Here is a 19,850-nt window from a genome sequence, read left to right as displayed (position 1 = left end):
GAAATGGTGATGCCGGGTGACAACGTCAAGATGGTCGTCACCCTGATCAACCCGGTGGCAATGGACGAAGGCCTGCGCTTCGCCATCCGCGAAGGCGGCCGTACCGTCGGCGCCGGCGTGGTCTCGAAGATCATCGAGTAATCTGGTAGTATCTGCGCCCCGATGTTGCCTGGGTAGGGCATCGGGGCGTATCAAATGGGAAAGCAGGCACAGGATGTGCCTTGTGTTCCCCGGACCAGGAAGGGTCAATGCCATTCAGGCGGCGTCAACAGGCGACTGTTGACAGCTGCCTTGCGTGCCATTATGCTTCTACGTCTGGGCAGGCCGGGAAACTGGTCTGCCTACGTTTTTGAGGTCTATGGATTGACCTTGGCGGCCTGCAGGAGTGCGGGCCGTCCGTATTCAGGAATTTCATGGGGCAAAGCAACCCAGAGGCTTTGTCTGTCGCTCTTTTAACGAAGGAACCTACCGCCATGGCGGACCAAAAGATCCGGATCCGGCTGAAAGCGTTCGATCATCGTCTGATCGACCGTTCGGCCAGCGAGATCGTTGAAACGGCAAAGCGGACCGGCGCGCAAGTGCGTGGCCCGATCCCGCTGCCGACCAAGATCGAGCGTTACACCGTTCTCGTTTCCCCGCACGTCGACAAGGACGCGCGTGACCAGTACGAGACCCGCACGCACAAGCGCGTGCTCGATATCGTTGACCCGAATGACAAGACCGTGGACGCGCTGATGAAGCTCGAACTGGCTGCCGGCGTCGACGTTCAGATCAAGCTGACCTGAGGACTACGACCATGACGAAGAAGTATTCGTTGGGCTTCGTGGGCCGCAAGGCTGGCATGAGCCGCGTGTTCACTGAAGATGGCCGCTCCATCCCGGTGACCCTGATCGAAGCAACCCCGAACCGCATCGCGCAGATCAAGACCGTCGAAACCGACGGCTACAGCGCCGTGCAGGTGACCGTCGGCGCGCGTCGCGCTGCCCTGGTCAACAAGCCGGAAGCCGGCCACTTCGCCAAGGCGAAGGTGGAAGCGGGTCGTGGCCTGTGGGAATTCCGCGTTGAAGACGCGCAGCTCGGCGATTTCGCCGTTGGCGGCGAAGTCAAGGCGGACATCTTCGAAGTCGGCCAGATCGTCGACGTCCAGGGTGTCACCAAGGGTAAGGGCTTCCAGGGCACCATCAAGCGCCACAACTTCCGTATGGGCGATGCAACCCACGGTAACTCGCTGTCGCATCGCGCGCCGGGTTCGCTGGGTCAGCGCCAGACCCCGGGTCGCGTTTTCCCGGGCAAGAAGATGTCGGGCCACATGGGTGCGGTGCAGCAGAGCACCCAGAACCTGGAAGTGGTCAAGGTCGACGTCGAGCGCGGTCTGATCGCCGTTCGCGGCGCCGTTCCGGGCGCGGCGGGTGGCGACGTGATCGTCCGTCCGGCGAGCAAGGCATAAGGAGAGATGACGATGGAACTCGTTATCACGGGTAGCAACAACAAGGTCTCGGTCTCCGACGCCGTGTTCGGTCGCGATTTCAGCGAAGATCTGGTCCACCAGGTCGTCGTTGCCTACCGCAACGCCGGTCGCGCCGGCACCAAGGCACAGAAGACTCGCTCCGAAGTGGCTGGTACCACCAAGAAGTCGAAGAAGCAGAAGGGCGGCGGCGCGCGTCATGGCGCACTGACGGCTCCGATCTTCGTCGGCGGCGGTGTCACCTTCGCGGCCAAGCCGCGCAGCTTCGAGCAGAAGGTCAATCGTAAGCAGTACCGTGCCGCCATGTGCGCGATCCTGTCCGAGCTGAACCGTCAGGGCCGTCTGACCATCGTGGAGTCCTTCGACGTCGAAGTGACCAACACGAAGGGTCTGATCGCCAAGCTGGCCGGCCTGGAAGTGGGCAAGCGCCCGCTGATCGTCACCGAAGAAGCGTCCGAGCACCTGTACCTGTCCGCCCGCAATCTGCCGTACGTGCAGGTGCGTGACGTCCAGGGTCTGGATCCGGTCTCGCTGGTGGGTGCCGACACGGTCGTCATCACCGCTGACGCGGTCAAGAAGGTCGAGGAGTGGCTGGCATGAACAGCAACGAAAAAATCTTCAGCGTGCTGCGTGCCCCGCGTGTCTCCGAAAAGACCGCGCGCCTGCAGGAACTCTCCAACCAGTATGTCTTCGAAGTTTCGAACGAAGCCACCAAGGCCGATGTAAAGGCCGCGGTTGAGCAGCTGTTCGACGTCAAGGTCGAAGCCGTCAACGTGGTCAACGTCAAGGGCAAGAACAAGTCCTTCCGTAACCGTGCTGGCCGCCGCGGCGATTGGCGCAAGGCGTACGTTCGCCTGGCCGATGGCCAGTCGATCGATGTAACGGCCAAGGCCTGAGGTACATCCCATGCCATTGATGAAATTCAAGCCCACTTCCCCCGGCCGCCGTTCGGCCGTGCGCGTGGTCACTCCCGACCTGCACAAGGGTGCTCCGCACGCTGCGCTGGTCGAGTCGCAGAGCCGCTCGGGTGGTCGTAACCACCATGGCCGCATCACCGTGCGTCACGTCGGTGGTGGTGCCAAGCAGCACTACCGCATCATCGACTTCAAGCGCAACAAGCTGGGCATCCCGGCGCGCGTGGAACGCATCGAATACGATCCGAACCGCACCGCGCACATCGCTCTGCTGTGCTACGTCGACGGTGAGCGTCGCTACATCATCGCCCCGAAGGGCCTGAAGGCCGGTGATCAGGTGATCGCTGGTTCGGATGCCCCGATCAAGGCTGGCAACACCCTGCCGCTGCGCAACATCCCGGTCGGCACCACCATCCACTGCATCGAACTGAAGCCGGGCAAGGGCGCTCAGATCGCTCGCGCCGCTGGTGCGGCCGTGCAGCTGGTGGCTCGCGAAGGCATCTACGCCACCCTGCGCCTGCGCTCGGGTGAAATGCGCAAGGTTCCGGTCGAGTGCTGCGCCACCATCGGCGAAGTCGGCAACGACGAGCACAGCCTGGAAAAGCTGGGCAAGGCCGGTGCCAAGCGTTGGCGCGGCGTCCGCCCGACCGTTCGTGGTGCTGCCATGAACCCGGTTGACCACCCGCACGGTGGTGGTGAGGCGAAGGCCGGCCAGGGTAACCCGCATCCGGTCACCCCGTGGGGTGTCCCGACCAAGGGTTACAAGACGCGCCATAACAAGCGCACTCAGCAGTTCATCGTCCGCGATCGTAGGGGCTAATCGACCATGGCACGTTCACTCAAGAAGGGCCCGTTCGTCGATCACCACCTCGTCAAGAAGGTGGAGGCCGCTGCGGGCAGCAAGAAGCCGATCAAGACCTGGTCGCGCCGTTCGATGATCCTGCCTGACATGGTAGGCGTCACCATTGCCGTGCATAACGGCAAGAACCACATCCCGGTTCTCGTCAACGAGAACATGGTCGGCCACAAGCTCGGCGAATTTGCCATCACCCGGACCTTCAAGGGTCACGGTGGTGACAAGAAGTCGGGCAAGTAAGGAGAGATGACAATGGAAGCGAAAGCCATCCTGCGCACTGCGCGCATCTCCCCGCAGAAGGCTCGTCTGGTCGCTGACCAGGTGCGCGGTCTGCCGGCCGAGCGTGCGGTCAACCTGCTGAAGTTCTCGGACAAGAAGGCTGCCCACCTGATCAAGAAGGTGGTGGAGTCGGCTATTGCCAACGCCGAGAACAACCAGGGCGCCGACGTCGACGAGCTGAAGGTTCAGACCATCATGGTTGATGAAGGTCCGACCCTGAAGCGTTTCATGGCGCGGGCGAAAGGCCGCGGTACCCGCATCCTCAAGCGCACCAGCCACATCACTGTGGTTGTGGGCGCCGCCAAGTAAGCGGATAAGGAAAAGACCATGGGTCATAAAGTTCATCCGATTGGTATCCGCCTCGGCATTTCCAAGGACTGGAACTCCAAGTGGTACGCCAACAAGGCCGAGTTCGCTGGTTACCTGGCAGCCGACCTGAAAGTGCGCGAAATGCTGCGCAAGAAGCTGGCTCAGGCCGGCATCAGCAAGATCCTGATCGAGCGTCCGGCCAAGACCGCTCGCGTGACGATCCACACCGCCCGTCCGGGCGTGGTGATCGGCAAGCGCGGTGAGGACATCGAGAAGCTGCGCAAGGAAGTGAGCGAGATGATGGGCGTCCCGGCGCACATCAACGTCACCGAAGTGCGCAAGCCGGAACTGGACGCGCAGCTCGTTGCCGAGTCGATCGCCCAGCAGCTGGAGCGTCGCATCATGTTCCGCCGCGCAATGAAGCGCTCGGTCGGCAACGCGATGCGCCTGGGTGCCCTGGGCATCAAGGTCAACGTGGGTGGCCGCCTCAACGGTGCAGAAATCGCCCGTTCGGAGTGGTACCGCGAAGGCCGCGTGCCGCTGCACACCCTGCGTGCCGACATCGACTATGGCTTCGCTGAAGCCAAGACGACCTACGGCATCATCGGCATCAAGGTCTGGATCTACAAGGGCGAGGTCTTCGATTTCTCCCAGGTTGGCCAGGAAAAGCAGGACGACACCCCGTCGCGCAACGATCGTCACGATCGCGGCGACCGTGGTGACCGTCAGCGCCCGGCCCGTGAAGCGAGGTAACGACAATGTTGCAACCCAAGCGAACCAAGTACCGCAAGGTACACAAGGGCCGTAACGATGGCCTGAGCTGGAGCGCCAACGCTGTCAGCTTCGGCGAATACGGCCTGAAGGCAACCGCACACGGTCAGCTGACCGCGCGTCAGATCGAAGCGGCCCGCCGCTCGATCAGCCGCTACGTCAAGCGCGGCGGCAAGATGTGGATCCGCGTGTTCCCCGACAAGCCCATCACCAAGAAGCCCATCGAAGTCCGAATGGGTTCTGGTAAGGGTAACGTGGAATACTGGGTGGCCCAGATCCAGCCCGGCCGCATGATCTATGAAATCGAGGGTGTTTCCGAGGAAGTGGCTCGCGAGGCGTTCCGCCTGGCCGCCGCCAAGCTCTCGGTCACCACCACTTTCGTGACCCGTACGGTGCGCTGATGGATATCAAAACTCTCCGTGAAAAGTCGGCTGACGAACTCAAGGCCCACCTGATCGACCTGCGTAAGGAACAGTTCTCTGTCCGTATGCAGCAGGTCACCGGCCAGCTGCCGAAGACCCACGACATTCGCCGGGTCCGTCGCGAGATTGCTCGCGTCAAGACCCTGCTCGGCAGCACGAAGTAAGGATGGCCGCTATGAGCGACAATACTGAAAAGAAGACGCTGCGCACGGTCGAAGGCCGTGTCGTCAGCAACAAGATGGACAAGACGGTTACCGTCCTGGTTGAGCGTCAGGTCAAGCACGCGCTGTACGGCAAGTACATCAAGCGCTCGACGAAGCTGCACGCCCACGATGCCGACAACGCCTGCAAGGAAGGCGATGTCGTCCGCGTGACCGAGATTGCTCCGATGTCCAAGACCAAGAACTGGCGCGTGGTGGAAGTCATCACGCGCGCGGCTGAATAAGGAGCTGAATCATGATCCAGATGCAGAGCTACCTTGACGTCGCGGACAATTCGGGTGCCAAGCAGGTGATGTGCTTCAAGGTGCTGGGTGGTTCCAAGCGCCGTTACGCCGGCATCGGCGACATCATCAAGGTCACCGTGAAGGATGCGATTCCGCGCGGCAAGGTCAAGAAGGGTGAAGTGTATGACGCCGTCGTGGTGCGTACCCGCAAGGGTGTGCGTCGCGCCGACGGCTCGCTGATCCGCTTCGACGGCAACGCTGCCGTTCTGCTGAACAGCAAGCAGGAGCCGATCGGTACCCGTATCTTCGGGCCGGTGACCCGTGAACTTCGTTCGGAGAAGTTCATGAAGATCGTCTCGCTCGCTCCCGAAGTGCTGTGAGCGACAGGAGATAATCATGGCTAACCGTATCAAGAAGGGCGACCAGGTTGTCGTCAACGCTGGCAAGGACAAGGGCAAGCAGGGCGAAGTCGTCCGCGTCGACGGCGACCGTGTGGTCGTCGCCAACGTGAACATCGTCAAGCGCCACACCAAGCCGAACCCGCAGGCAGGTGTTGCCGGCGGCGTGGTCGAGCGCGAAGCTTCGATCCATATCTCCAACGTGAATGTTCTGAACCCGGCTTCGGGCAAGGGCGAACGCGTTGGCTTCAAGGTGCTGGAGGATGGACGCAAACTGCGTGTGTTCCGCTCCAGCGGTGAGGCGCTCGACGCCTGAGGAATGAGAAGATGAGTTCCCGTCTCGAAAAGTTCTACAAGGACGAAGTGGTGCCGGCGCTGATGAAGCAGTTCGGCTACACCAATCCGATGGAAGTGCCGAAGCTGGTCAAGGTCACCCTGAACATGGGTGTCGGCGAAGCGGCCACCAACAAGAAGATCCTGGAAAACGCCGTCGGCGACATGACCAAGATTTCCGGCCAGAAGCCGGTTGTCACCAAGTCGCGTGTGTCGGTTGCGTCGTTCAAGATCCGCGATGGTTGGCCGATCGGCTGCAAGACCACGCTGCGTCGCCACAAGATGTACGAGTTCCTGGATCGCCTGATCAACATCTCGCTGCCGCGCGTGCGCGACTTCCGTGGTGTTTCCGGTCGTTCCTTCGACGGCCGCGGCAACTTCAACATGGGTGTGAAGGAGCAGATCATCTTCCCGGAAATCGACTTCGACGCCGTCGACGCGATCCGCGGTATGGATATCGCCATCACCACCACTGCGAAGACCGACGCGGAAGCGAAGGCGCTGCTGGCAGCGTTCAAGTTCCCGTTCCGTAACTGATCTGTCGAGGAAACCGAAATGGCAAAGACCTCCATGGTCAACCGCGACATCAAGCGGGAAAAGCTGGCAAAGAAGTACGCTGAAAAGCGTGCAGCTCTGAAGAAGATCGTGTCCTCCGTGGACGCGACCTACGAAGAGAAGATCGACGCCGCAACCAAGCTGGCCAAGCTGCCGCGCGATTCGTCGCCGAGCCGCCAGCGCAACCGTTGCGAGCTGTCGGGTCGTCCGCGTGGCGTCTACAGCAAGTTCGGCCTGGGCCGTAACAAGCTGCGTGAAGCCACCATGCGTGGCGACGTCCCGGGTCTGCGCAAGGCCAGCTGGTAATCCCAGCCGGCCCTGCGATCAGGAGCCCCTTCGGGGGTTCCTGAACCGGGCAGGGGAGGCATTCAGCTTTCCCGACGCAAAAAAACCGAAGAGCCCGGCGCAAGCCGGGCTCTTTTGGCGTATACTCCCGCGTCTTGCCCTGTGCAGACGGGGTTGTAGGAGTGGGCTTCCGGCCCACTGCAACAAGGGACCTGGCCCGTTTCCAGGAGACAACAGATTTTCGCGAAAGCGGATATCGGTGCACTCAAAGGTACTCATATGAGCATGACTGATCCCATCGCCGACCTGCTGGTCCGCATCAAGAATGCGGCCGCGGTTGGCAAGCAGACGGTGAAAGCCCCGTCGTCCAAGATCAAGGTTGCGATTGCCCAGGTCCTGAAGGACGAGGGTTACATCACCGACCTGCGCGTGACCCAGCTGGAAAACAACAAGTCCGAGCTGGAAATCGTGCTGAAGTATTTCGAAGGCAAGCCGGTCATCGCGACCCTGAAGCGCTTCTCGCGTTCGGGCCTGCGCCAGTACCGCGGCAAGAGCGAGCTGCCGAAGGTCATGAACGGCCTGGGTATCTCCATCATTTCCACCTCCAAGGGCATCATGACTGATGCGCAGGCGCGCCAGCTGGGCGTCGGCGGCGAAGTCCTGTGCTTCGTGGCCTAAGGCGAAAGGAGTAGAACTATGTCCCGCGTAGCCAAGAAGCCGATCGACCTGGGTAAGGTTGAACTGAACGTCCAGTCGGACAGCGTCACCGCCAAGGGCCCGAAGGGCACCCTGTCGCTGGCCAAGCCGGCCGGTATTGCCATCAACGTCGACAACGGCGTTGCCACCCTGAGCACCGAGAACGCTGACCTGGTCGCACTGACCGGTACCGTGCGTGCGATCCTGTCCAACATGGTCAAGGGCGTGTCCGAAGGCTTCGAGCGCAAGCTGGAGCTGGTCGGCGTGGGTTACCGCGCTGCCATGCAGGGCAAGGACCTGAGCCTGTCGCTGGGCTTCTCGCATCCGGTCGTGTTCGTGGCGCCGGAAGGCATCACCCTGTCGACCCCGACCCAGACCGAGATCCTGGTCCAGGGCGCTGACAAGCAGGTCGTCGGTGAAGTTGCCGCCAAGATCCGTGCGTTCCGCAAGCCGGAGCCGTACAAGGGCAAGGGCGTGAAGTACTCCGACGAAGTCATCATCCGTAAGGAAGCCAAGAAGGCATAAGCGCGAGTCCCTCGCAAGAGCCCGCACATCCCTGTGCGGACTTCTCAGGGAAAAGCTCTTCCTTCAGCTTTCAAGGAATAATCAAAATGAACAAGAACATCGCCCGCCTGCGTCGCGCCAAGTCGACCCGCGCCCACATCCGTGAGCTCGGCGTCGCCCGCCTGTCGGTGCTGCGCACCGGCCAGCACCTGTACGCCCAGGTCTTCACCGCCGACGGTTCCAAGGTGCTGGCTGCCGCCAACACCACCCAGACCGACGTCATGGAAGGCCTGAAGAACGGCAAGAACGCCGATGCCGCCGCCAAGGTTGGCCGCATCGTCGCCGAGCGCGCCAAGGCCGCCGGCGTCGAGAAGGTTGCCTTCGATCGTTCGGGCTACCGCTACCACGGCCGCATCAAGGCCCTGGCAGAAGCGGCCCGCGAAGCCGGCCTGCAGTTCTAAGGGACAAGGGCAGGGGGCCATTGGCCTCCTGCCTGCCTGCTCGCCAGCCTGAGTGAGGCTGGACGGCGCCGCTCTTCTGCAGCGGCCCACCGGAACGCCGCGTCACGCCACAACCATAAGCGGCTTCGAGCCGTACATACCCAAACAACCAAGGAATCAACATGGCAGAAGAGCGTCAGCAGCGGGGTCGCGATCGCGACCGTAACCGCGAAGAGAAGATCGACGACGGCATGATCGAAAAGCTGGTCGCGGTCAACCGCGTCAGCAAGACCGTCAAGGGTGGCCGCCAGTTCACCTTCACCGCCCTGACCGTTGTCGGCGACGGCGAAGGCAAGGTCGGTTTCGGTTATGGCAAGGCCCGCGAAGTGCCGGTCGCCATCCAGAAGTCGATGGAACAGGCCCGCAAGAACCTGGTCAGCGTTGACCTGAACAACGGCACCCTGTGGCACACCATCAAGGATGGTCACGGCGCAGCCCGCGTGTTCATGCAGCCGGCTTCGGAAGGTACCGGCGTCATCGCCGGCGGTGCCATGCGCGCCGTGCTGGAAGCGGTTGGCGTGAAGAACGTGCTGGCCAAGGCCACCGGTTCGCGCAACCCGATCAACCTGGTGCGTGCCACCGTGAAGGGCCTGTCTGCTGCGCAGTCGCCGGCCCGCATCGCGGCCAAGCGCGGCAAGAAGGTGGAGGAACTCAACCATGGCTAATGAGTCCAACAAGACTGTCAAGGTCCGCCTGGTGCGTGGCCTGCGTGGCACCCAGTCGCGTCACCGCCTGTCGGTGCGTGCCCTGGGCCTGAACAAGCTCAACGATGTGCGTGAACTGAAGGACAGCCCGCAGGTGCGCGGCCTGATCAACAAGGTTCAGTACCTCGTCCAGGTTGAGGAGTAATCGACCATGACTCTGCGTCTCAATGAACTGAGCCCGGCACCGGGCGCCCGCACCGAGCGTACCCGCGTCGGTCGCGGTATCGGCTCGGGCCTGGGCAAGACTGCCGGCCGCGGCCACAAGGGTTCGTTCGCCCGCAAGGGTGGCGGCAAGATCAAGGCTGGCTTCGAAGGCGGCCAGACCCCCATGCAGCGTCGTCTGCCGAAGATCGGCTTCCGTTCGCCGATCGCCAAGGACACCGCTGAAGTGCTGCTGTACGCGCTGGACAAGCTGCCGGCCGGTGAGATCGACTTCGCCGCCCTGCGTGCTGCCAAGCTGGTCCCGAGCACTGCCAAGAAGGCCAAGGTCGTCGTCAAGGGCGAAGTGACCAAGGCGTTCACCCTGAAGGGTATTGCTGCCACGGCGGGTGCCAAGGCCGCGATCGAAGCTGCCGGCGGCAGCGTAACGGAGTAAGAAAATCATGGCGCAAGCTGGCATCGGTAACCTCGCGGGCGGAATGGGCAAGTTCACTGAACTTCGCCAACGTTTGCTGTTCGTCGTCGGGGCTTTGATCGTCTATCGCATCGGCTGCTACGTGCCGGTGCCGGGCGTCAATCCCGATGCCATGCTTGCCATGATGCAACAGCAGGGCGGCGGCATCGTGGACATGTTCAACATGTTCTCGGGCGGCGCCCTGCACCGTTTCAGCATCTTCGCGCTGAACGTGATGCCGTACATCTCGGCATCGATCGTGATGCAGCTGGCCGTGCACATCTTCCCCGCCCTGAAGGCGATGCAGAAGGAAGGTGAGTCCGGCCGCCGCAAGATCACCCAGTATTCGCGCATCGGCGCCGTGCTGCTGGCAGTGGTGCAGGGTGGCTCGATCGCGCTGGCCCTGCAGGGCCAGGTCTCGCCGTCGGGCGCTCCGGTCGTGTACGCGCCGGGCATGGGCTTCGTGCTCACCGCCGTGGTCGCGCTGACCGCCGGCACCATGTTCCTGATGTGGGTCGGTGAGCAGGTCACCGAGCGCGGTATCGGCAACGGCGTGTCGCTGATCATCTTCGCCGGTATCGTCGCAGGCCTGCCGGGTGCGATCATCCACACCTTCGACGCCTACCGCGACGGCAACATCCAGTTCATCCAGCTGCTGCTGATCGCCATCGTCGTGCTCGCCTTCACCTTCTTCGTGGTGTTCGTCGAGCGTGGCCAGCGCCGGATCACGGTCAACTACGCGCGCCGCCAGGGCGGTCGCAACGCGTACATGAACCAGACCTCGTTCCTGCCGCTGAAGCTCAACATGGCCGGCGTCATCCCGGCGATCTTCGCCTCGAGCCTGCTGGCCTTCCCGGCCACCCTGGCCATGTGGTCCGGCCAGGCTGCCAACCAGAGCAGCTTCGGCCAGGTCCTGCAGAAGGTGGCCAATGCTCTCGGCCCGGGCGAGCCGCTGCACATGATCGTGTTCGCTGCGCTGATCACCGGTTTCGCGTTCTTCTATACCGCGCTGGTGTTCAACTCGCAGGAAACCGCCGACAACCTGAAGAAGTCGGGCGCGCTGATTCCGGGCATCCGTCCGGGCAAGGCCACCGCCGATTACATCGACGGCGTGCTGACCCGCCTGACCGCAGCCGGCTCGGCCTACCTGGTGATCGTCTGCCTGCTGCCGGAACTGATGCGCACGCAGCTGAACGCCTCGTTCTACTTCGGTGGTACTTCGCTGCTGATCGTGGTGGTGGTGGTGATGGACTTCATCGCCCAGGTGCAGGCGCACCTGATGTCCCACCAGTACGAGAGCCTGCTGAAGAAGGCCAACCTGAAGGGCGGCAACCGCGGCGGTTTTGCCCGCGGCTGATTGGCCTGTTATACTTTCGTCTTCCTGACGTGATGGTCCCTCCGCTTCGCGGACTCCGGCCACACAAACGAAGGGCGGCCCCCGCAGCGGTTCCGGGTGGGGGTGTGATGAGGTGGTCCCGCGCTGGAGTAGCGCGGGCGGCCCCGGGGGAAACCCCAGGTCCAACCCCATCCGGCGCCGGAGCCTGGGCACACTCCCCAGGCCGGGTTCATGAAACCAATGGTTTCACGGGCTTCCATGTAAACCGGAACCTTGTTAGTATCGCTAGTTCACTTTTTTGATCCATCCTGCCGGATTGGCGTGCCCGAGGCGCGCTGTCGGCCATCACTCAGCTGGAGAACCGCGTCATGGCGCGTATTGCAGGCGTCAACCTGCCAGCCCAGAAGCATGTCTGGGTCGGGTTGCAAAGCATTTACGGCATCGGCCGTACCCGTTCGAAGAAGGTCTGCGAAGTCGCAGGCGTTGCTTCGACCACCAAGATCCGCGATCTGTCGGAGCCGGAAATCGAGCGCCTGCGCGCCGAAGTCGGCAAGTACATCGTGGAAGGCGATCTGCGCCGTGAGATCGGCATCGCGATCAAGCGCCTGATGGACCTGGGCTGCTACCGCGGCCTGCGTCACCGTCGTGGCCTCCCGCTGCGTGGCCAGCGCACCCGTACCAACGCCCGCACCCGCAAGGGTCCGCGCAAGGCGATCAAGAAGTAAGGGACTGAGAAATGGCTAAGCCCGCTGCTAAGACCAAGAAGAAGATCAAGCGCGTCGTCACCGACGGCGTTGCCCACGTCCACGCTTCGTTCAACAACACCATCGTCACCATCACCGACCGCCAGGGCAACGCTCTGTCGTGGGCGACCTCCGGTGGCGCTGGCTTCCGCGGTTCGCGCAAGTCGACCCCGTTCGCTGCCCAGGTGGCCGCTGAAAAGGCCGGTCGTGCTGCGCTGGACTACGGCGTGAAGTCGCTGGAAGTCCGCATCAAGGGCCCGGGTCCGGGCCGTGAGTCGGCCGTGCGTTCGTTGAACAACGTCGGCTACAAGATCACCAACATCATCGACGTGACGCCTATCCCGCACAACGGGTGCCGTCCGCCGAAGAAGCGTCGCGTCTAAAGGGAGCGATAAGAAATGGCTCGTTATATCGGTCCTACCTGTAAGCTCGCCCGTCGCGAAGGCGCCGACCTGTCCCTGAAGAGCCCGGCGCGTGCGCTGGACTCGAAGTGCAAGCTGGAGCAGAAGCCCGGCCAGCACGGCGCCACTGCCCGCAAGGGCAAGCTGTCCGACTACGCCACCCAGCTGCGTGAAAAGCAGAAGGTCAAGCGTATCTACGGCCTGCTGGAGCGTCAGTTCCGCAACTACTACAAGAAGGCCTCGACCAAGAAGGGCAACACCGGCGAGAACCTGCTGCAGCTGCTGGAAACCCGCCTGGACAACGTCGTCTACCGCATGGGCTTCGCCGTGACCCGTCCGGCTGCCCGTCAGCTGGTGTCGCACCGCGGCGTCACCGTGAATGGCAAGTCGGTCAACCTGGCTTCGTACCAGGTCAAGGCTGGCGACGCCATCGCTCTGTCTGAAAAGGCTGCCAAGCAGCTGCGCGTCCAGGAAGCCCTGACCGTCGCCGCCCAGCATGACCTGAGCCCGTCGTGGGTTGAAGTGGATTCCGGCAAGTTCACCGGCATCTTCAAGGCTGTTCCGGATCGTTCGGATCTGCCTGCGGACATCAACGAAGCGCTGATCGTCGAGCTGTATTCGAAGTAATTCACATTGGAGAGCCCCCGGCGACGGCCGGGGGTTCACTAGGAGAACCCGCAACATGACGGTTACCGCCAACCAGGTTCTGCGTCCTCGCGGTCCGCAGATCGAACGCCTTACCGACACCCGTGCAAAGGTCGTTATCGAACCTTTGGAGCGGGGTTACGGGCATACGCTGGGTAATGCCCTGCGTCGCGTGCTGCTGTCGTCCATCCCGGGCTTCGCCATCACGGAAGTCGAAATCGACGGCGTGTTGCATGAGTACACCACGGTCGAAGGTCTGCAGGAGGACGTGCTCGAAGTCCTGCTGAACCTCAAGGACGTGGCCATCCGTATGCACTCCGGCGACAGCGCCACCCTGTCCCTGTCCAAGCAGGGCCCGGGCGTTGTCACCGCTGCCGACATCAAGGTCGACCACAATGTGGAGATCCTGAACGGCGACCATGTGATCTGCCACCTGACCAAGGACACGGCAATCAACATGCGTCTGAAGATCGAACGTGGTTTCGGCTACCAGCCGGCTGCCGCGCGTCGTCGTCCGGACGAAGAAACCCGTGCCATCGGCCGCCTGGTCCTGGATGCCTCGTTCTCGCCGGTCCGCCGCGTCGCCTATGCCGTGGAAGCGGCCCGCGTCGAACAGCGTACCGACCTGGACAAGCTGGTCATCGATATCGAGACCAACGGCACCATCGACGCCGAGGAAGCCGTGCGCACCGCCGCCGACATCCTCAGCGATCAGCTGTCGGTGTTCGGTGACTTCACCCACCGCGACCGCGGTGCGGCCAAGCCGGCCAACAACGGCGTGGATCCGGTGCTGCTGCGCCCGATCGACGATCTGGAGCTGACCGTGCGTTCGGCCAACTGCCTGAAGGCTGAAAGCATCTACTACATCGGCGATCTGATCCAGAAGACCGAAGTGGAGCTGCTGAAGACCCCGAACCTGGGCAAGAAGTCGCTCACCGAGATCAAGGAAGTGCTGGCTCAGCGCGGCCTGTCGCTCGGCATGAAGCTGGAGAACTGGCCGCCGGCCGGTGTCGCCAGCCACGGCATGCTGGGCTGATATCGGTAATGCCTGAAGGCTCCACCGTTCGCGGTGGGGCCTTCAACGCAACACACCATGCCATGACGAACCGCAGGTTCGCGCGGCAGGTCGTCCAGGACGGGCGGCCAGGACCATCCGCAGTCCGCGCAGCAACGCCAGGATGGCGACAACGATCCACACAGCCACATCATTAACCAAGGAATATCACCATGCGTCACCAGAAGTCTGGCCGTAAGTTCAGCCGCACCAGCGCCCACCGCGAAGCGATGTTCAAGAACATGGCCGCCTCGCTGTTCAAGCACGAGCTGATCAAGACCACCCTGCCGAAGGCCAAGGAACTGCGCCGCGTTGCCGAGCCGCTGATCACCCTGGCCAAGGTCGACTCCGTCGCCAACCGCCGTCTGGCCTTCGCCCGCCTGCGCGACAACGAAGCCGTGGGCAACCTGTTCACCATCCTGGGCCCGCGCTACGCGAACCGTCCGGGCGGCTACCTGCGTCTGCTGAAGTGCGGCTTCCGCGCCGGCGACAACGCGCCGATGGCCTACGTCGAGCTGGTTGACCGTCCGGTCGTGGCCGAGGAAGTGGCCGAGTAATCGGACCGCTCCAACGCGACACAGCGAAAGCCCGGCCTCTGCCGGGCTTTTGCGTTTCCCGGGGTCGGATCCCTTTCAGCAGGAAAGGGCCCTGACCCCGGGCAGGCGGCACCGCGGGCCAGAGCCCTTTGCATTCGCACTGGGATCTGACCCGCACCGTTCCGACAGGCGTCACCTGTGGCGGTTCGAATGGCACGCACTCTCGGTTACGCTTGGCGCCTGATCCATTTGAGCGTTGACGATGAATCCACTGCGCTGGCCCTTCCGCGCCCAGTTCTTCCTGGGCTTCCTGATCTGCGCGGGCCTGCTTGGCTACGCGATCTTCCTGCAGTTGAAGATGGGCCTGGAGCCGTGTCCGCTGTGCATCTTCCAGCGCCTGGCCTTTGCCGCGCTCGGCCTGCTGTTCCTGATCGGTGCGCTGCACGGGCCCTCCAACCGCCCGGGACGCGCGACCTATGGCGTGCTGGCGTTCATTGCCGCCGCAGTGGGTGCCGGCATCGCCGCGCGCCACGTCTACGTGCAGATGCTGCCGCCGGAAATGGGTTCCACCTGTGGCCCGCCGCTGGCGTTCCTGAGCGAGACCATGGGGCCGCTGGAAGTATTCCGCACGGTACTGACCGGTACCGGCAACTGCGGCAACATCGACTGGACCTTCCTGGGCCTGACCATGCCGATGTGGTCGGGCGCGTGGTTCGTGCTGCTGGCGTTGTGGGCGCTCGTGGTGTCGCTGGGCAAGGTCAAGCGCTGAAAGCGAAACGGGGTCGGGTCCCTGGGCATCGCAAAGGGCTCTGACCCCAATCGTTGACGAAGGGTAGTGCCGGCCGCTGGCCGGCACACCGTGAGGATGCCGGCCAGCGGCCGGCGCTACCTCAGAAGTCCTGCTGCAGGCTCAGGTAAGCACCTCGGCGCGGTCCCCACTGCGGGGCGAAGACGCCGACACCGCCACCGTCGCGCAGTTGATAGCTGCGATCCAGTGCGTTGATCACGGCCAGTTGGACGTGCAATGGATGGCCGCTGTCGGCATTGAAGTCGTGCCCGGCGCTGAGGTTCACCTGCAGGTACGACGGCAGCTCGCCGCCGTTGGGTACGCCTTCGATGTCGGAACGCAGGCCGCTGCCGAACACGTAGTTGGCACCGATCCGGTTGTGTCCGGCGAAGGCGTAGCTGAGACCACCCGATGATGTCAGCTTCTGGTCGTGGTCGAGGTGGATCCAGTGGTTGGCCACATAGGCCAGCGCTTCCGGATCGAGGTTGTACTGGCCGGTGATGACGTCGGTACCGATGGCCTTGTTCAGCGCGGCGTTGAAGTAGGCACTGAACGGACCGTTGCTGTAGTCGGCACTGAACTCCAGGCCACGGATGTGGCCACGGCGGTAGTTGAAGGTCGAATAGATGTAGGCAGCGCCGAACTGGCCTTCGTCCTGCAGGCGTGCGACGCGTCGGTCATACGCGTCCAGGCCCAGGGTCAGGTGCTCGCCCAGTTGCTGCGAGACGCCGATGTCGTAGTAGTCGCTGCGCTCGGCCAGCGGCGTGTTGTTGCCGCCGCTGGGCTGCTGGTTGGTGGTGCCGTCGTACAGCGCGATGTCGCTGCTGGCAATCAACTCGCTGGCCGGTGGCGTGAAGTAGCGCGAATAGCCGGCGTGCACGGTGGTGCTGTCGCTGGCATTCCAGACCACGCCCACGCGCGGGCTGAGCTGGCCTTCGGTGCGGCCGAAGGCCTTGTAGCGGTCGCCACGCAGGCCGTAGTTCACGGTCCAGTCGTCGCCGATCTTCCACTCGTCCTGTACGTACAGTGCCAGCGTACTGGCGTGGAACGCGCTGCGGTCGGGGATCAACAGCGGTGTCGTGCCGGACTGCTGGCCGCCGTCATCAACCGGGAACACCCAGCTGTTGCTGTTCGCCCGCGCGTTCTCGTAATTGCCGTACAGGCCATAGCGCAGCGTGTGGTCGTTGCCCAACGGCGTTGAGAAGTCGGCCTGCAGGGTATTGGCGCGGTTGCTGCGCTGGACCTGCGAGGCGACGCCGCTGAACACCAGGTCGCCCACCACGTCCGGGTTGAACGCCACGTCGCTGTAGCGCTGTCCGGCCGATAGCTGGTACGCGGTGCTGCCCAGCGTGCCCTGTAGCACCAGCATGCCGAAGCGGGTGGTCTCGCGCTGGGTCTCATCCAGCTGGCTGGAGTCGAAGGTGGTGGTATCCAGATATCCGAACTGTGGCGTCTGGCCCGGGTTGACCGGGATCTGGAAGCGGTTGTTGGCGAAACCGGCGAACACACTCAGGCGGGTGTTGTCGTTGACCAGGTAGGTGAGGTCGGCGAAGGCCTTTCCCTGGTGAGTATCGTCGTGCAGCGGCTTGCGTGAGTTGGTGGGGTTCTCCAGGCCGACCTCATGCTGGTCGTAGTTGCCGGTCAGGAACCAGCTCCAGCGCCCCTGGTTGCCCCACCAGGAGGCGTTCGGATTGATCTTGCCGAACGAGCCGGTGGTCAGCCCCGCGCTGCCGCCATTGCCCAGCTCGGCACCGTTGCGGGTGGTGATGTCGACCACCGCTGCGGTGCGCTCGCCGAACTGCGCCGGCAGTGCGCCGTCCATCAGGCGGATGCTCTTGATGGTGCGCGCGTCCAGGGTCTGGCCGAAGCCGGAGATCGATTCGGGCAGCAGCACGCCGTTGATGCGGTACTGCAGGTTGGCGTGGTCGCCACGCACATGCACGCCGCCATAGGAGTCCTGGACCACGCCAGGGGCCTGCAGCAGTACCTGGCTGAGTGGCGCGGAGGCACCCAGCGGCTGCTTCTGGATGTCCTCGGCGGTGATCTGGTACTGGCTGCTGCCGATGTCCGGCGACAGCGTGTTGCGGGCCTGGTCGAGCTGGGCGTGGACGGTGACCGCATCCAGATCCTTGACGGACGAAGCGGGGGCGTCGGCTGCCGAGGCGAAGGCGGGCAGGCTGGCCAGGGCCAGGGCGAAGGTGATGCCGGTAGCGAGGGGCGAGGGCTTCATGGTGGGAGAGGTGGCGGCTGGATGTGGAAGGGGCCGATCCATGACATTGAAGTGTTATTCCGTAACAAATCATGCGCCTGTCCCGGGCGGCTGACCATGCAGGATCTGGCCGCTGGCGTCGGCCTTTCTCTGCCGTTCAGGCGAGCCGGTAGGCCGGACCGGCCCTTTGCGTCAGCGGCCGGCTCTGCGACCATGACCGCCCCCCCATCCCGGAAGTCTGCAATGAGCCTGTCCGCCGTTCCGCCCGTGCCCGATCCCGCCGCGACCGCCGCCGGCGCTGCCTGGTCGCCGGAGAGCTGGCGGGGCAAGACCGCGCTGCAGATGCCGACCTATCCCGACCCGGTAGCCCTGGAGGCGGCCCTGCACGAGCTTAAGCGGCTGCCACCGCTGGTCACCTCCTGGGAGATCCTGGCGCTGAAGCAGCAGCTGGCCGAGGCCCAGGAAGGCAAGCGCTTCCTGCTGCAGGGCGGCGACTGCGCCGAGAACTTCAGCGACTGCGAATCGGGCACCATCTCCAACCGGCTGAAGGTACTGTTGCAGATGAGCCTGGTGCTGGTGCACGGCCTGCGCCAGCCGGTGATCCGCGTCGGCCGCTTCGCCGGCCAATACGCCAAGCCGCGTTCGGCCGATACCGAGACCCGCGACGGCGTGACCCTGCCGAGCTACCGCGGCGATGTGATCAACGCACCCGCTTTCACTGAAGCAGCGCGTCTGCCGGACCCGAAGCGGATGCTGCAGGCCCACGCGCATTCGGCGATGACGATGAACTTCGTGCGTGCGCTGATCGACGGTGGTTTCGCCGACCTGCACCACCCCGAATACTGGAACCTGGAGTGGGTAAGCCACTCGCCGCTGGCGGCCGAGTACCAGAAGATGGTGGCCTCGATCGGCGATGCGGTGCACTTCATGGAGACCCTGGCCGGGGCCCGCGTGCACAACCTCAACCGCATCGACTTCTACACCTCGCATGAAGCACTGCTGCTGCCCTACGAGCAGGCGCTGACCCGCCAGGTGCCGCGCCAGCAGGGCTGGTTGAACCTGAGCACGCATTACCCGTGGATCGGCATGCGCACGGCTGCGCTCGATGGCGCGCACGTGGAATACCTGCGTGGCGTGCGCAATCCGATTGCGATCAAGGTCGGCCCGTCGGTGACGCCGGACCAGCTGCTGCGCCTGATCGACGTGCTCAACCCGCACGACGAACCGGGTCGACTGAGCTTCATCCACCGCATGGGTGCGGCGCAGATCGCCGAGAAGCTGCCGCCGCTGCTGGATGCCGTCAAGCGTGATGGCCGCCGCGTGCTGTGGGTGTGCGATGCGATGCATGGCAACACCGAAAGCACTGCCAATGGCTTCAAGACGCGTCGCTTCGACAATGTGCGTGGCGAAGTGGAGATGTCGTTTGATCTGCATGCGGCCGCGGGCACGCGCCTGGCTGGCGTGCACCTGGAGCTGACCGGCGAGGACGTGACCGAATGCACCGGTGGTGCGCGCGAACTGACCGAGCGTGACCTGGAGCGTGCGTATCGCTCAACGGTGGACCCGCGGTTGAATTACGAGCAGTCGCTGGAGATCGCGATGGCGATCGTGCGCAAGCAGGAGCAAGTGCGGTAAGGGGTTTTCGGCAGGGCTTGCAGCCCTGCACCTGCTGCAATCAACGTCAACGGCAAAAGCTGAAGCAGCGGCAACAGCATGCATTCCGTGGGCTGGCGGGGCGGTGTCGGAGTGCGGGGGCGCTGCAAGTACGTCCCTGTAAGCTTGGCAGCCGCATCCATGCGGCTGACACCCCGCACTCCGACACCGCCCCACCTTCGACAGGTTCAGGTCGCTATTGGTGGGTGCCGACCGTTGGTCGGCACATCTGTCAGATGTCGAATGAATCATCCACGCATGGCGTGGATCTACTGGTAACTGCGGCGATTGGCATGCGCGGCTGTTGGTAGGTGTCGACCGTTGGTCGATACGATTTTTCTGTCAGATAGCAGTATTCAAAATGGGCTCCGACCCCGTGCCGACCAACGGTCGGCACCCACCATCAGCAGCAGGTTCCGACAGATCGCAGAAAACTG

Annotated in this window: 31 protein-coding genes; 30 read left to right on the top strand and 1 reads right to left on the bottom strand. The window is 63.4% G+C overall.

Annotated elements, in window-relative coordinates:
• The 29 genes from AC5P78_RS06540 to AC5P78_RS06400 all read left to right on the top strand — a co-directional run.
• Positions 1-141: EF-Tu C-terminal domain-related protein (locus AC5P78_RS06540; protein ID WP_487247787.1), on the top strand; the 141-nt coding region annotated here is incomplete at its 5' end.
• A 332-nt stretch (positions 142-473) separates the two neighbouring features.
• Positions 474-785, top strand: a complete 312-nt coding sequence (gene rpsJ / locus AC5P78_RS06535; RefSeq protein ID WP_005408208.1) for a 30S ribosomal protein S10 — start codon at positions 474-476, stop codon at positions 783-785.
• 11 nt (positions 786-796) lie between these two features.
• Complete coding sequence (gene rplC, locus AC5P78_RS06530; protein WP_004145336.1) at positions 797-1,447, top strand: 50S ribosomal protein L3; 651 nt, start codon at positions 797-799, stop codon at positions 1,445-1,447.
• 12 nt (positions 1,448-1,459) lie between these two features.
• A complete protein-coding gene (gene rplD / locus AC5P78_RS06525; protein WP_004145337.1) occupies positions 1,460-2,065 on the top strand; it encodes a 50S ribosomal protein L4 in 606 nt (201 codons plus the stop codon).
• Positions 2,062-2,361 (top strand): 50S ribosomal protein L23, encoded by a 300-nt coding sequence (gene rplW, locus AC5P78_RS06520; RefSeq protein ID WP_004145338.1) that lies wholly within the window; start codon positions 2,062-2,064, stop codon positions 2,359-2,361. Before rplD ends, rplW begins: the two co-directional genes overlap by 4 nt.
• A 10-nt stretch (positions 2,362-2,371) precedes the next feature.
• Complete coding sequence (gene rplB / locus AC5P78_RS06515) at positions 2,372-3,199, top strand: 50S ribosomal protein L2 (RefSeq protein ID WP_004145339.1); 828 nt, start codon at positions 2,372-2,374, stop codon at positions 3,197-3,199.
• Between the two features lie 6 nt (positions 3,200-3,205).
• Positions 3,206-3,475, top strand: coding sequence for a 30S ribosomal protein S19 (rpsS, locus tag AC5P78_RS06510; protein WP_004154485.1), 270 nt, complete (start codon positions 3,206-3,208; stop codon positions 3,473-3,475).
• Between the two features lie 12 nt (positions 3,476-3,487).
• Positions 3,488-3,823: a 50S ribosomal protein L22 gene (gene rplV, locus AC5P78_RS06505; protein ID WP_004145348.1), complete on the top strand. Its 336-nt coding sequence runs from the start codon at positions 3,488-3,490 to the stop codon at positions 3,821-3,823.
• 18 nt (positions 3,824-3,841) lie between these two features.
• Positions 3,842-4,576 carry a 30S ribosomal protein S3 gene (gene rpsC, locus AC5P78_RS06500; protein WP_004145350.1) on the top strand — a complete coding sequence of 245 codons (735 nt, stop codon included), beginning with the start codon at positions 3,842-3,844 and terminating at the stop codon, positions 4,574-4,576.
• Positions 4,577-4,581: 5 nt separating this feature from the next.
• Positions 4,582-4,995 (top strand): 50S ribosomal protein L16, encoded by a 414-nt coding sequence (rplP, locus tag AC5P78_RS06495; protein WP_004154486.1) that lies wholly within the window; start codon positions 4,582-4,584, stop codon positions 4,993-4,995.
• Positions 4,995-5,180 (top strand): 50S ribosomal protein L29, encoded by a 186-nt coding sequence (rpmC, locus tag AC5P78_RS06490; RefSeq protein ID WP_004154487.1) that lies wholly within the window; start codon positions 4,995-4,997, stop codon positions 5,178-5,180. Before rplP ends, rpmC begins: the two co-directional genes overlap by 1 nt.
• Before the next feature lie 11 nt (positions 5,181-5,191).
• Entirely contained in the window at positions 5,192-5,461 is a 270-nt protein-coding gene (rpsQ, locus tag AC5P78_RS06485; protein WP_004154489.1) for a 30S ribosomal protein S17, read from the top strand.
• A gap of 11 nt (positions 5,462-5,472) precedes the next feature.
• Positions 5,473-5,841, top strand: a complete 369-nt coding sequence (rplN, locus tag AC5P78_RS06480) for a 50S ribosomal protein L14 (RefSeq protein WP_004145357.1) — start codon at positions 5,473-5,475, stop codon at positions 5,839-5,841.
• Between the two features lie 16 nt (positions 5,842-5,857).
• Complete coding sequence (rplX, locus tag AC5P78_RS06475; protein WP_004154490.1) at positions 5,858-6,175, top strand: 50S ribosomal protein L24; 318 nt, start codon at positions 5,858-5,860, stop codon at positions 6,173-6,175.
• An 11-nt stretch (positions 6,176-6,186) separates the two neighbouring features.
• A complete protein-coding gene (gene rplE / locus AC5P78_RS06470) occupies positions 6,187-6,729 on the top strand; it encodes a 50S ribosomal protein L5 (RefSeq protein ID WP_004154491.1) in 543 nt (180 codons plus the stop codon).
• An 18-nt stretch (positions 6,730-6,747) separates the two neighbouring features.
• Positions 6,748-7,053: a 30S ribosomal protein S14 gene (gene rpsN / locus AC5P78_RS06465; protein ID WP_005408209.1), complete on the top strand. Its 306-nt coding sequence runs from the start codon at positions 6,748-6,750 to the stop codon at positions 7,051-7,053.
• A gap of 258 nt (positions 7,054-7,311) precedes the next feature.
• Positions 7,312-7,710, top strand: coding sequence for a 30S ribosomal protein S8 (gene rpsH, locus AC5P78_RS06460; RefSeq protein WP_005408210.1), 399 nt, complete (start codon positions 7,312-7,314; stop codon positions 7,708-7,710).
• An 18-nt stretch (positions 7,711-7,728) separates the two neighbouring features.
• Positions 7,729-8,253, top strand: coding sequence for a 50S ribosomal protein L6 (rplF, locus tag AC5P78_RS06455; protein WP_005408211.1), 525 nt, complete (start codon positions 7,729-7,731; stop codon positions 8,251-8,253).
• Between the two features lie 80 nt (positions 8,254-8,333).
• On the top strand, positions 8,334-8,693 hold the full coding sequence (rplR, locus tag AC5P78_RS06450; protein WP_024957318.1) for a 50S ribosomal protein L18: 360 nt from the start codon (positions 8,334-8,336) through the stop codon (positions 8,691-8,693).
• 161 nt (positions 8,694-8,854) lie between these two features.
• Positions 8,855-9,397, top strand: a complete 543-nt coding sequence (rpsE, locus tag AC5P78_RS06445; protein WP_005408213.1) for a 30S ribosomal protein S5 — start codon at positions 8,855-8,857, stop codon at positions 9,395-9,397.
• On the top strand, positions 9,390-9,581 hold the full coding sequence (rpmD, locus tag AC5P78_RS06440) for a 50S ribosomal protein L30 (protein ID WP_005408214.1): 192 nt from the start codon (positions 9,390-9,392) through the stop codon (positions 9,579-9,581). Before rpsE ends, rpmD begins: the two co-directional genes overlap by 8 nt.
• Before the next feature lie 6 nt (positions 9,582-9,587).
• Positions 9,588-10,031, top strand: coding sequence for a 50S ribosomal protein L15 (gene rplO, locus AC5P78_RS06435; protein ID WP_004154498.1), 444 nt, complete (start codon positions 9,588-9,590; stop codon positions 10,029-10,031).
• A 7-nt stretch (positions 10,032-10,038) separates the two neighbouring features.
• The gene (gene secY / locus AC5P78_RS06430) at positions 10,039-11,406 is read left to right on the top strand and encodes a preprotein translocase subunit SecY (RefSeq protein WP_005408215.1); all 1,368 of its coding nucleotides are present in this window, start codon (positions 10,039-10,041) and stop codon (positions 11,404-11,406) included.
• 347 nt (positions 11,407-11,753) lie between these two features.
• The gene (rpsM, locus tag AC5P78_RS06425; protein ID WP_004154500.1) at positions 11,754-12,110 is read left to right on the top strand and encodes a 30S ribosomal protein S13; all 357 of its coding nucleotides are present in this window, start codon (positions 11,754-11,756) and stop codon (positions 12,108-12,110) included.
• Between the two features lie 11 nt (positions 12,111-12,121).
• Entirely contained in the window at positions 12,122-12,511 is a 390-nt protein-coding gene (rpsK, locus tag AC5P78_RS06420; protein WP_004145443.1) for a 30S ribosomal protein S11, read from the top strand.
• A 15-nt stretch (positions 12,512-12,526) separates the two neighbouring features.
• The gene (rpsD, locus tag AC5P78_RS06415) at positions 12,527-13,156 is read left to right on the top strand and encodes a 30S ribosomal protein S4 (RefSeq protein WP_004145446.1); all 630 of its coding nucleotides are present in this window, start codon (positions 12,527-12,529) and stop codon (positions 13,154-13,156) included.
• Between the two features lie 55 nt (positions 13,157-13,211).
• Positions 13,212-14,210: a DNA-directed RNA polymerase subunit alpha gene (locus tag AC5P78_RS06410; protein ID WP_005408216.1), complete on the top strand. Its 999-nt coding sequence runs from the start codon at positions 13,212-13,214 to the stop codon at positions 14,208-14,210.
• 191 nt (positions 14,211-14,401) lie between these two features.
• Positions 14,402-14,785: a 50S ribosomal protein L17 gene (rplQ, locus tag AC5P78_RS06405; RefSeq protein WP_005408217.1), complete on the top strand. Its 384-nt coding sequence runs from the start codon at positions 14,402-14,404 to the stop codon at positions 14,783-14,785.
• 241 nt (positions 14,786-15,026) lie between these two features.
• A complete protein-coding gene (locus AC5P78_RS06400) occupies positions 15,027-15,533 on the top strand; it encodes a disulfide bond formation protein B (RefSeq protein ID WP_012479237.1) in 507 nt (168 codons plus the stop codon).
• A 121-nt stretch (positions 15,534-15,654) separates the two neighbouring features.
• Here the strand turns inward: AC5P78_RS06400 and AC5P78_RS06395 are convergent, their stop codons facing one another.
• A complete protein-coding gene (locus tag AC5P78_RS06395; RefSeq protein ID WP_109337992.1) occupies positions 15,655-17,781 on the bottom strand; it encodes a TonB-dependent receptor in 2,127 nt (708 codons plus the stop codon).
• A 222-nt stretch (positions 17,782-18,003) separates the two neighbouring features.
• On the opposite strand from AC5P78_RS06395, the gene AC5P78_RS06390 reads away from it, so the two are divergent.
• Entirely contained in the window at positions 18,004-19,395 is a 1,392-nt protein-coding gene (locus tag AC5P78_RS06390; protein ID WP_495217172.1) for a class II 3-deoxy-7-phosphoheptulonate synthase, read from the top strand.
• The last annotated feature ends 455 nt before the right edge of the window (positions 19,396-19,850 follow it).

The sequence above is a fragment of the Stenotrophomonas sp. YJH_SMC_133 genome, from assembly GCF_059370655.1.
Note: the sequence above shows the minus strand (reverse complement) of the source record. Positions and strands in the feature narration are given on the sequence as shown.

What these genes read in the sequence shown, in the direction of transcription:
- rpsE (WP_005408213.1), top strand. Translation starts at nt 8,855, where the DNA reads ATGGCAGAAGAGCGTCAGCAGCGGGGTCGCGATCGCGACCGTAACCGC.
- rpsK (WP_004145443.1), top strand. Translation starts at nt 12,122, where the DNA reads ATGGCTAAGCCCGCTGCTAAGACCAAGAAGAAGATCAAGCGCGTCGTC.
- rpsH (WP_005408210.1), top strand. Translation starts at nt 7,312, where the DNA reads ATGAGCATGACTGATCCCATCGCCGACCTGCTGGTCCGCATCAAGAAT.
- rpsC (WP_004145350.1), top strand. Translation starts at nt 3,842, where the DNA reads ATGGGTCATAAAGTTCATCCGATTGGTATCCGCCTCGGCATTTCCAAG.
- rplX (WP_004154490.1), top strand. Translation starts at nt 5,858, where the DNA reads ATGGCTAACCGTATCAAGAAGGGCGACCAGGTTGTCGTCAACGCTGGC.
- rplN (WP_004145357.1), top strand. Translation starts at nt 5,473, where the DNA reads ATGATCCAGATGCAGAGCTACCTTGACGTCGCGGACAATTCGGGTGCC.
- rplF (WP_005408211.1), top strand. Translation starts at nt 7,729, where the DNA reads ATGTCCCGCGTAGCCAAGAAGCCGATCGACCTGGGTAAGGTTGAACTG.
- rpsQ (WP_004154489.1), top strand. Translation starts at nt 5,192, where the DNA reads ATGAGCGACAATACTGAAAAGAAGACGCTGCGCACGGTCGAAGGCCGT.
- AC5P78_RS06395 (WP_109337992.1), bottom strand. Translation starts at nt 17,781, where the DNA reads ATGAAGCCCTCGCCCCTCGCTACCGGCATCACCTTCGCCCTGGCCCTG.
- rplC (WP_004145336.1), top strand. Translation starts at nt 797, where the DNA reads ATGACGAAGAAGTATTCGTTGGGCTTCGTGGGCCGCAAGGCTGGCATG.
- rpsD (WP_004145446.1), top strand. Translation starts at nt 12,527, where the DNA reads ATGGCTCGTTATATCGGTCCTACCTGTAAGCTCGCCCGTCGCGAAGGC.
- rplE (WP_004154491.1), top strand. Translation starts at nt 6,187, where the DNA reads ATGAGTTCCCGTCTCGAAAAGTTCTACAAGGACGAAGTGGTGCCGGCG.
- AC5P78_RS06400 (WP_012479237.1), top strand. Translation starts at nt 15,027, where the DNA reads ATGAATCCACTGCGCTGGCCCTTCCGCGCCCAGTTCTTCCTGGGCTTC.
- rpsM (WP_004154500.1), top strand. Translation starts at nt 11,754, where the DNA reads ATGGCGCGTATTGCAGGCGTCAACCTGCCAGCCCAGAAGCATGTCTGG.
- secY (WP_005408215.1), top strand. Translation starts at nt 10,039, where the DNA reads ATGGCGCAAGCTGGCATCGGTAACCTCGCGGGCGGAATGGGCAAGTTC.
- rplP (WP_004154486.1), top strand. Translation starts at nt 4,582, where the DNA reads ATGTTGCAACCCAAGCGAACCAAGTACCGCAAGGTACACAAGGGCCGT.
- rpmC (WP_004154487.1), top strand. Translation starts at nt 4,995, where the DNA reads ATGGATATCAAAACTCTCCGTGAAAAGTCGGCTGACGAACTCAAGGCC.
- rpsS (WP_004154485.1), top strand. Translation starts at nt 3,206, where the DNA reads ATGGCACGTTCACTCAAGAAGGGCCCGTTCGTCGATCACCACCTCGTC.
- rplO (WP_004154498.1), top strand. Translation starts at nt 9,588, where the DNA reads ATGACTCTGCGTCTCAATGAACTGAGCCCGGCACCGGGCGCCCGCACC.
- rplV (WP_004145348.1), top strand. Translation starts at nt 3,488, where the DNA reads ATGGAAGCGAAAGCCATCCTGCGCACTGCGCGCATCTCCCCGCAGAAG.
- rpsJ (WP_005408208.1), top strand. Translation starts at nt 474, where the DNA reads ATGGCGGACCAAAAGATCCGGATCCGGCTGAAAGCGTTCGATCATCGT.
- rplD (WP_004145337.1), top strand. Translation starts at nt 1,460, where the DNA reads ATGGAACTCGTTATCACGGGTAGCAACAACAAGGTCTCGGTCTCCGAC.
- AC5P78_RS06410 (WP_005408216.1), top strand. Translation starts at nt 13,212, where the DNA reads ATGACGGTTACCGCCAACCAGGTTCTGCGTCCTCGCGGTCCGCAGATC.
- rplW (WP_004145338.1), top strand. Translation starts at nt 2,062, where the DNA reads ATGAACAGCAACGAAAAAATCTTCAGCGTGCTGCGTGCCCCGCGTGTC.
- rpmD (WP_005408214.1), top strand. Translation starts at nt 9,390, where the DNA reads ATGGCTAATGAGTCCAACAAGACTGTCAAGGTCCGCCTGGTGCGTGGC.
- rplQ (WP_005408217.1), top strand. Translation starts at nt 14,402, where the DNA reads ATGCGTCACCAGAAGTCTGGCCGTAAGTTCAGCCGCACCAGCGCCCAC.
- AC5P78_RS06390 (WP_495217172.1), top strand. Translation starts at nt 18,004, where the DNA reads ATGAGCCTGTCCGCCGTTCCGCCCGTGCCCGATCCCGCCGCGACCGCC.
- rpsN (WP_005408209.1), top strand. Translation starts at nt 6,748, where the DNA reads ATGGCAAAGACCTCCATGGTCAACCGCGACATCAAGCGGGAAAAGCTG.
- rplB (WP_004145339.1), top strand. Translation starts at nt 2,372, where the DNA reads ATGCCATTGATGAAATTCAAGCCCACTTCCCCCGGCCGCCGTTCGGCC.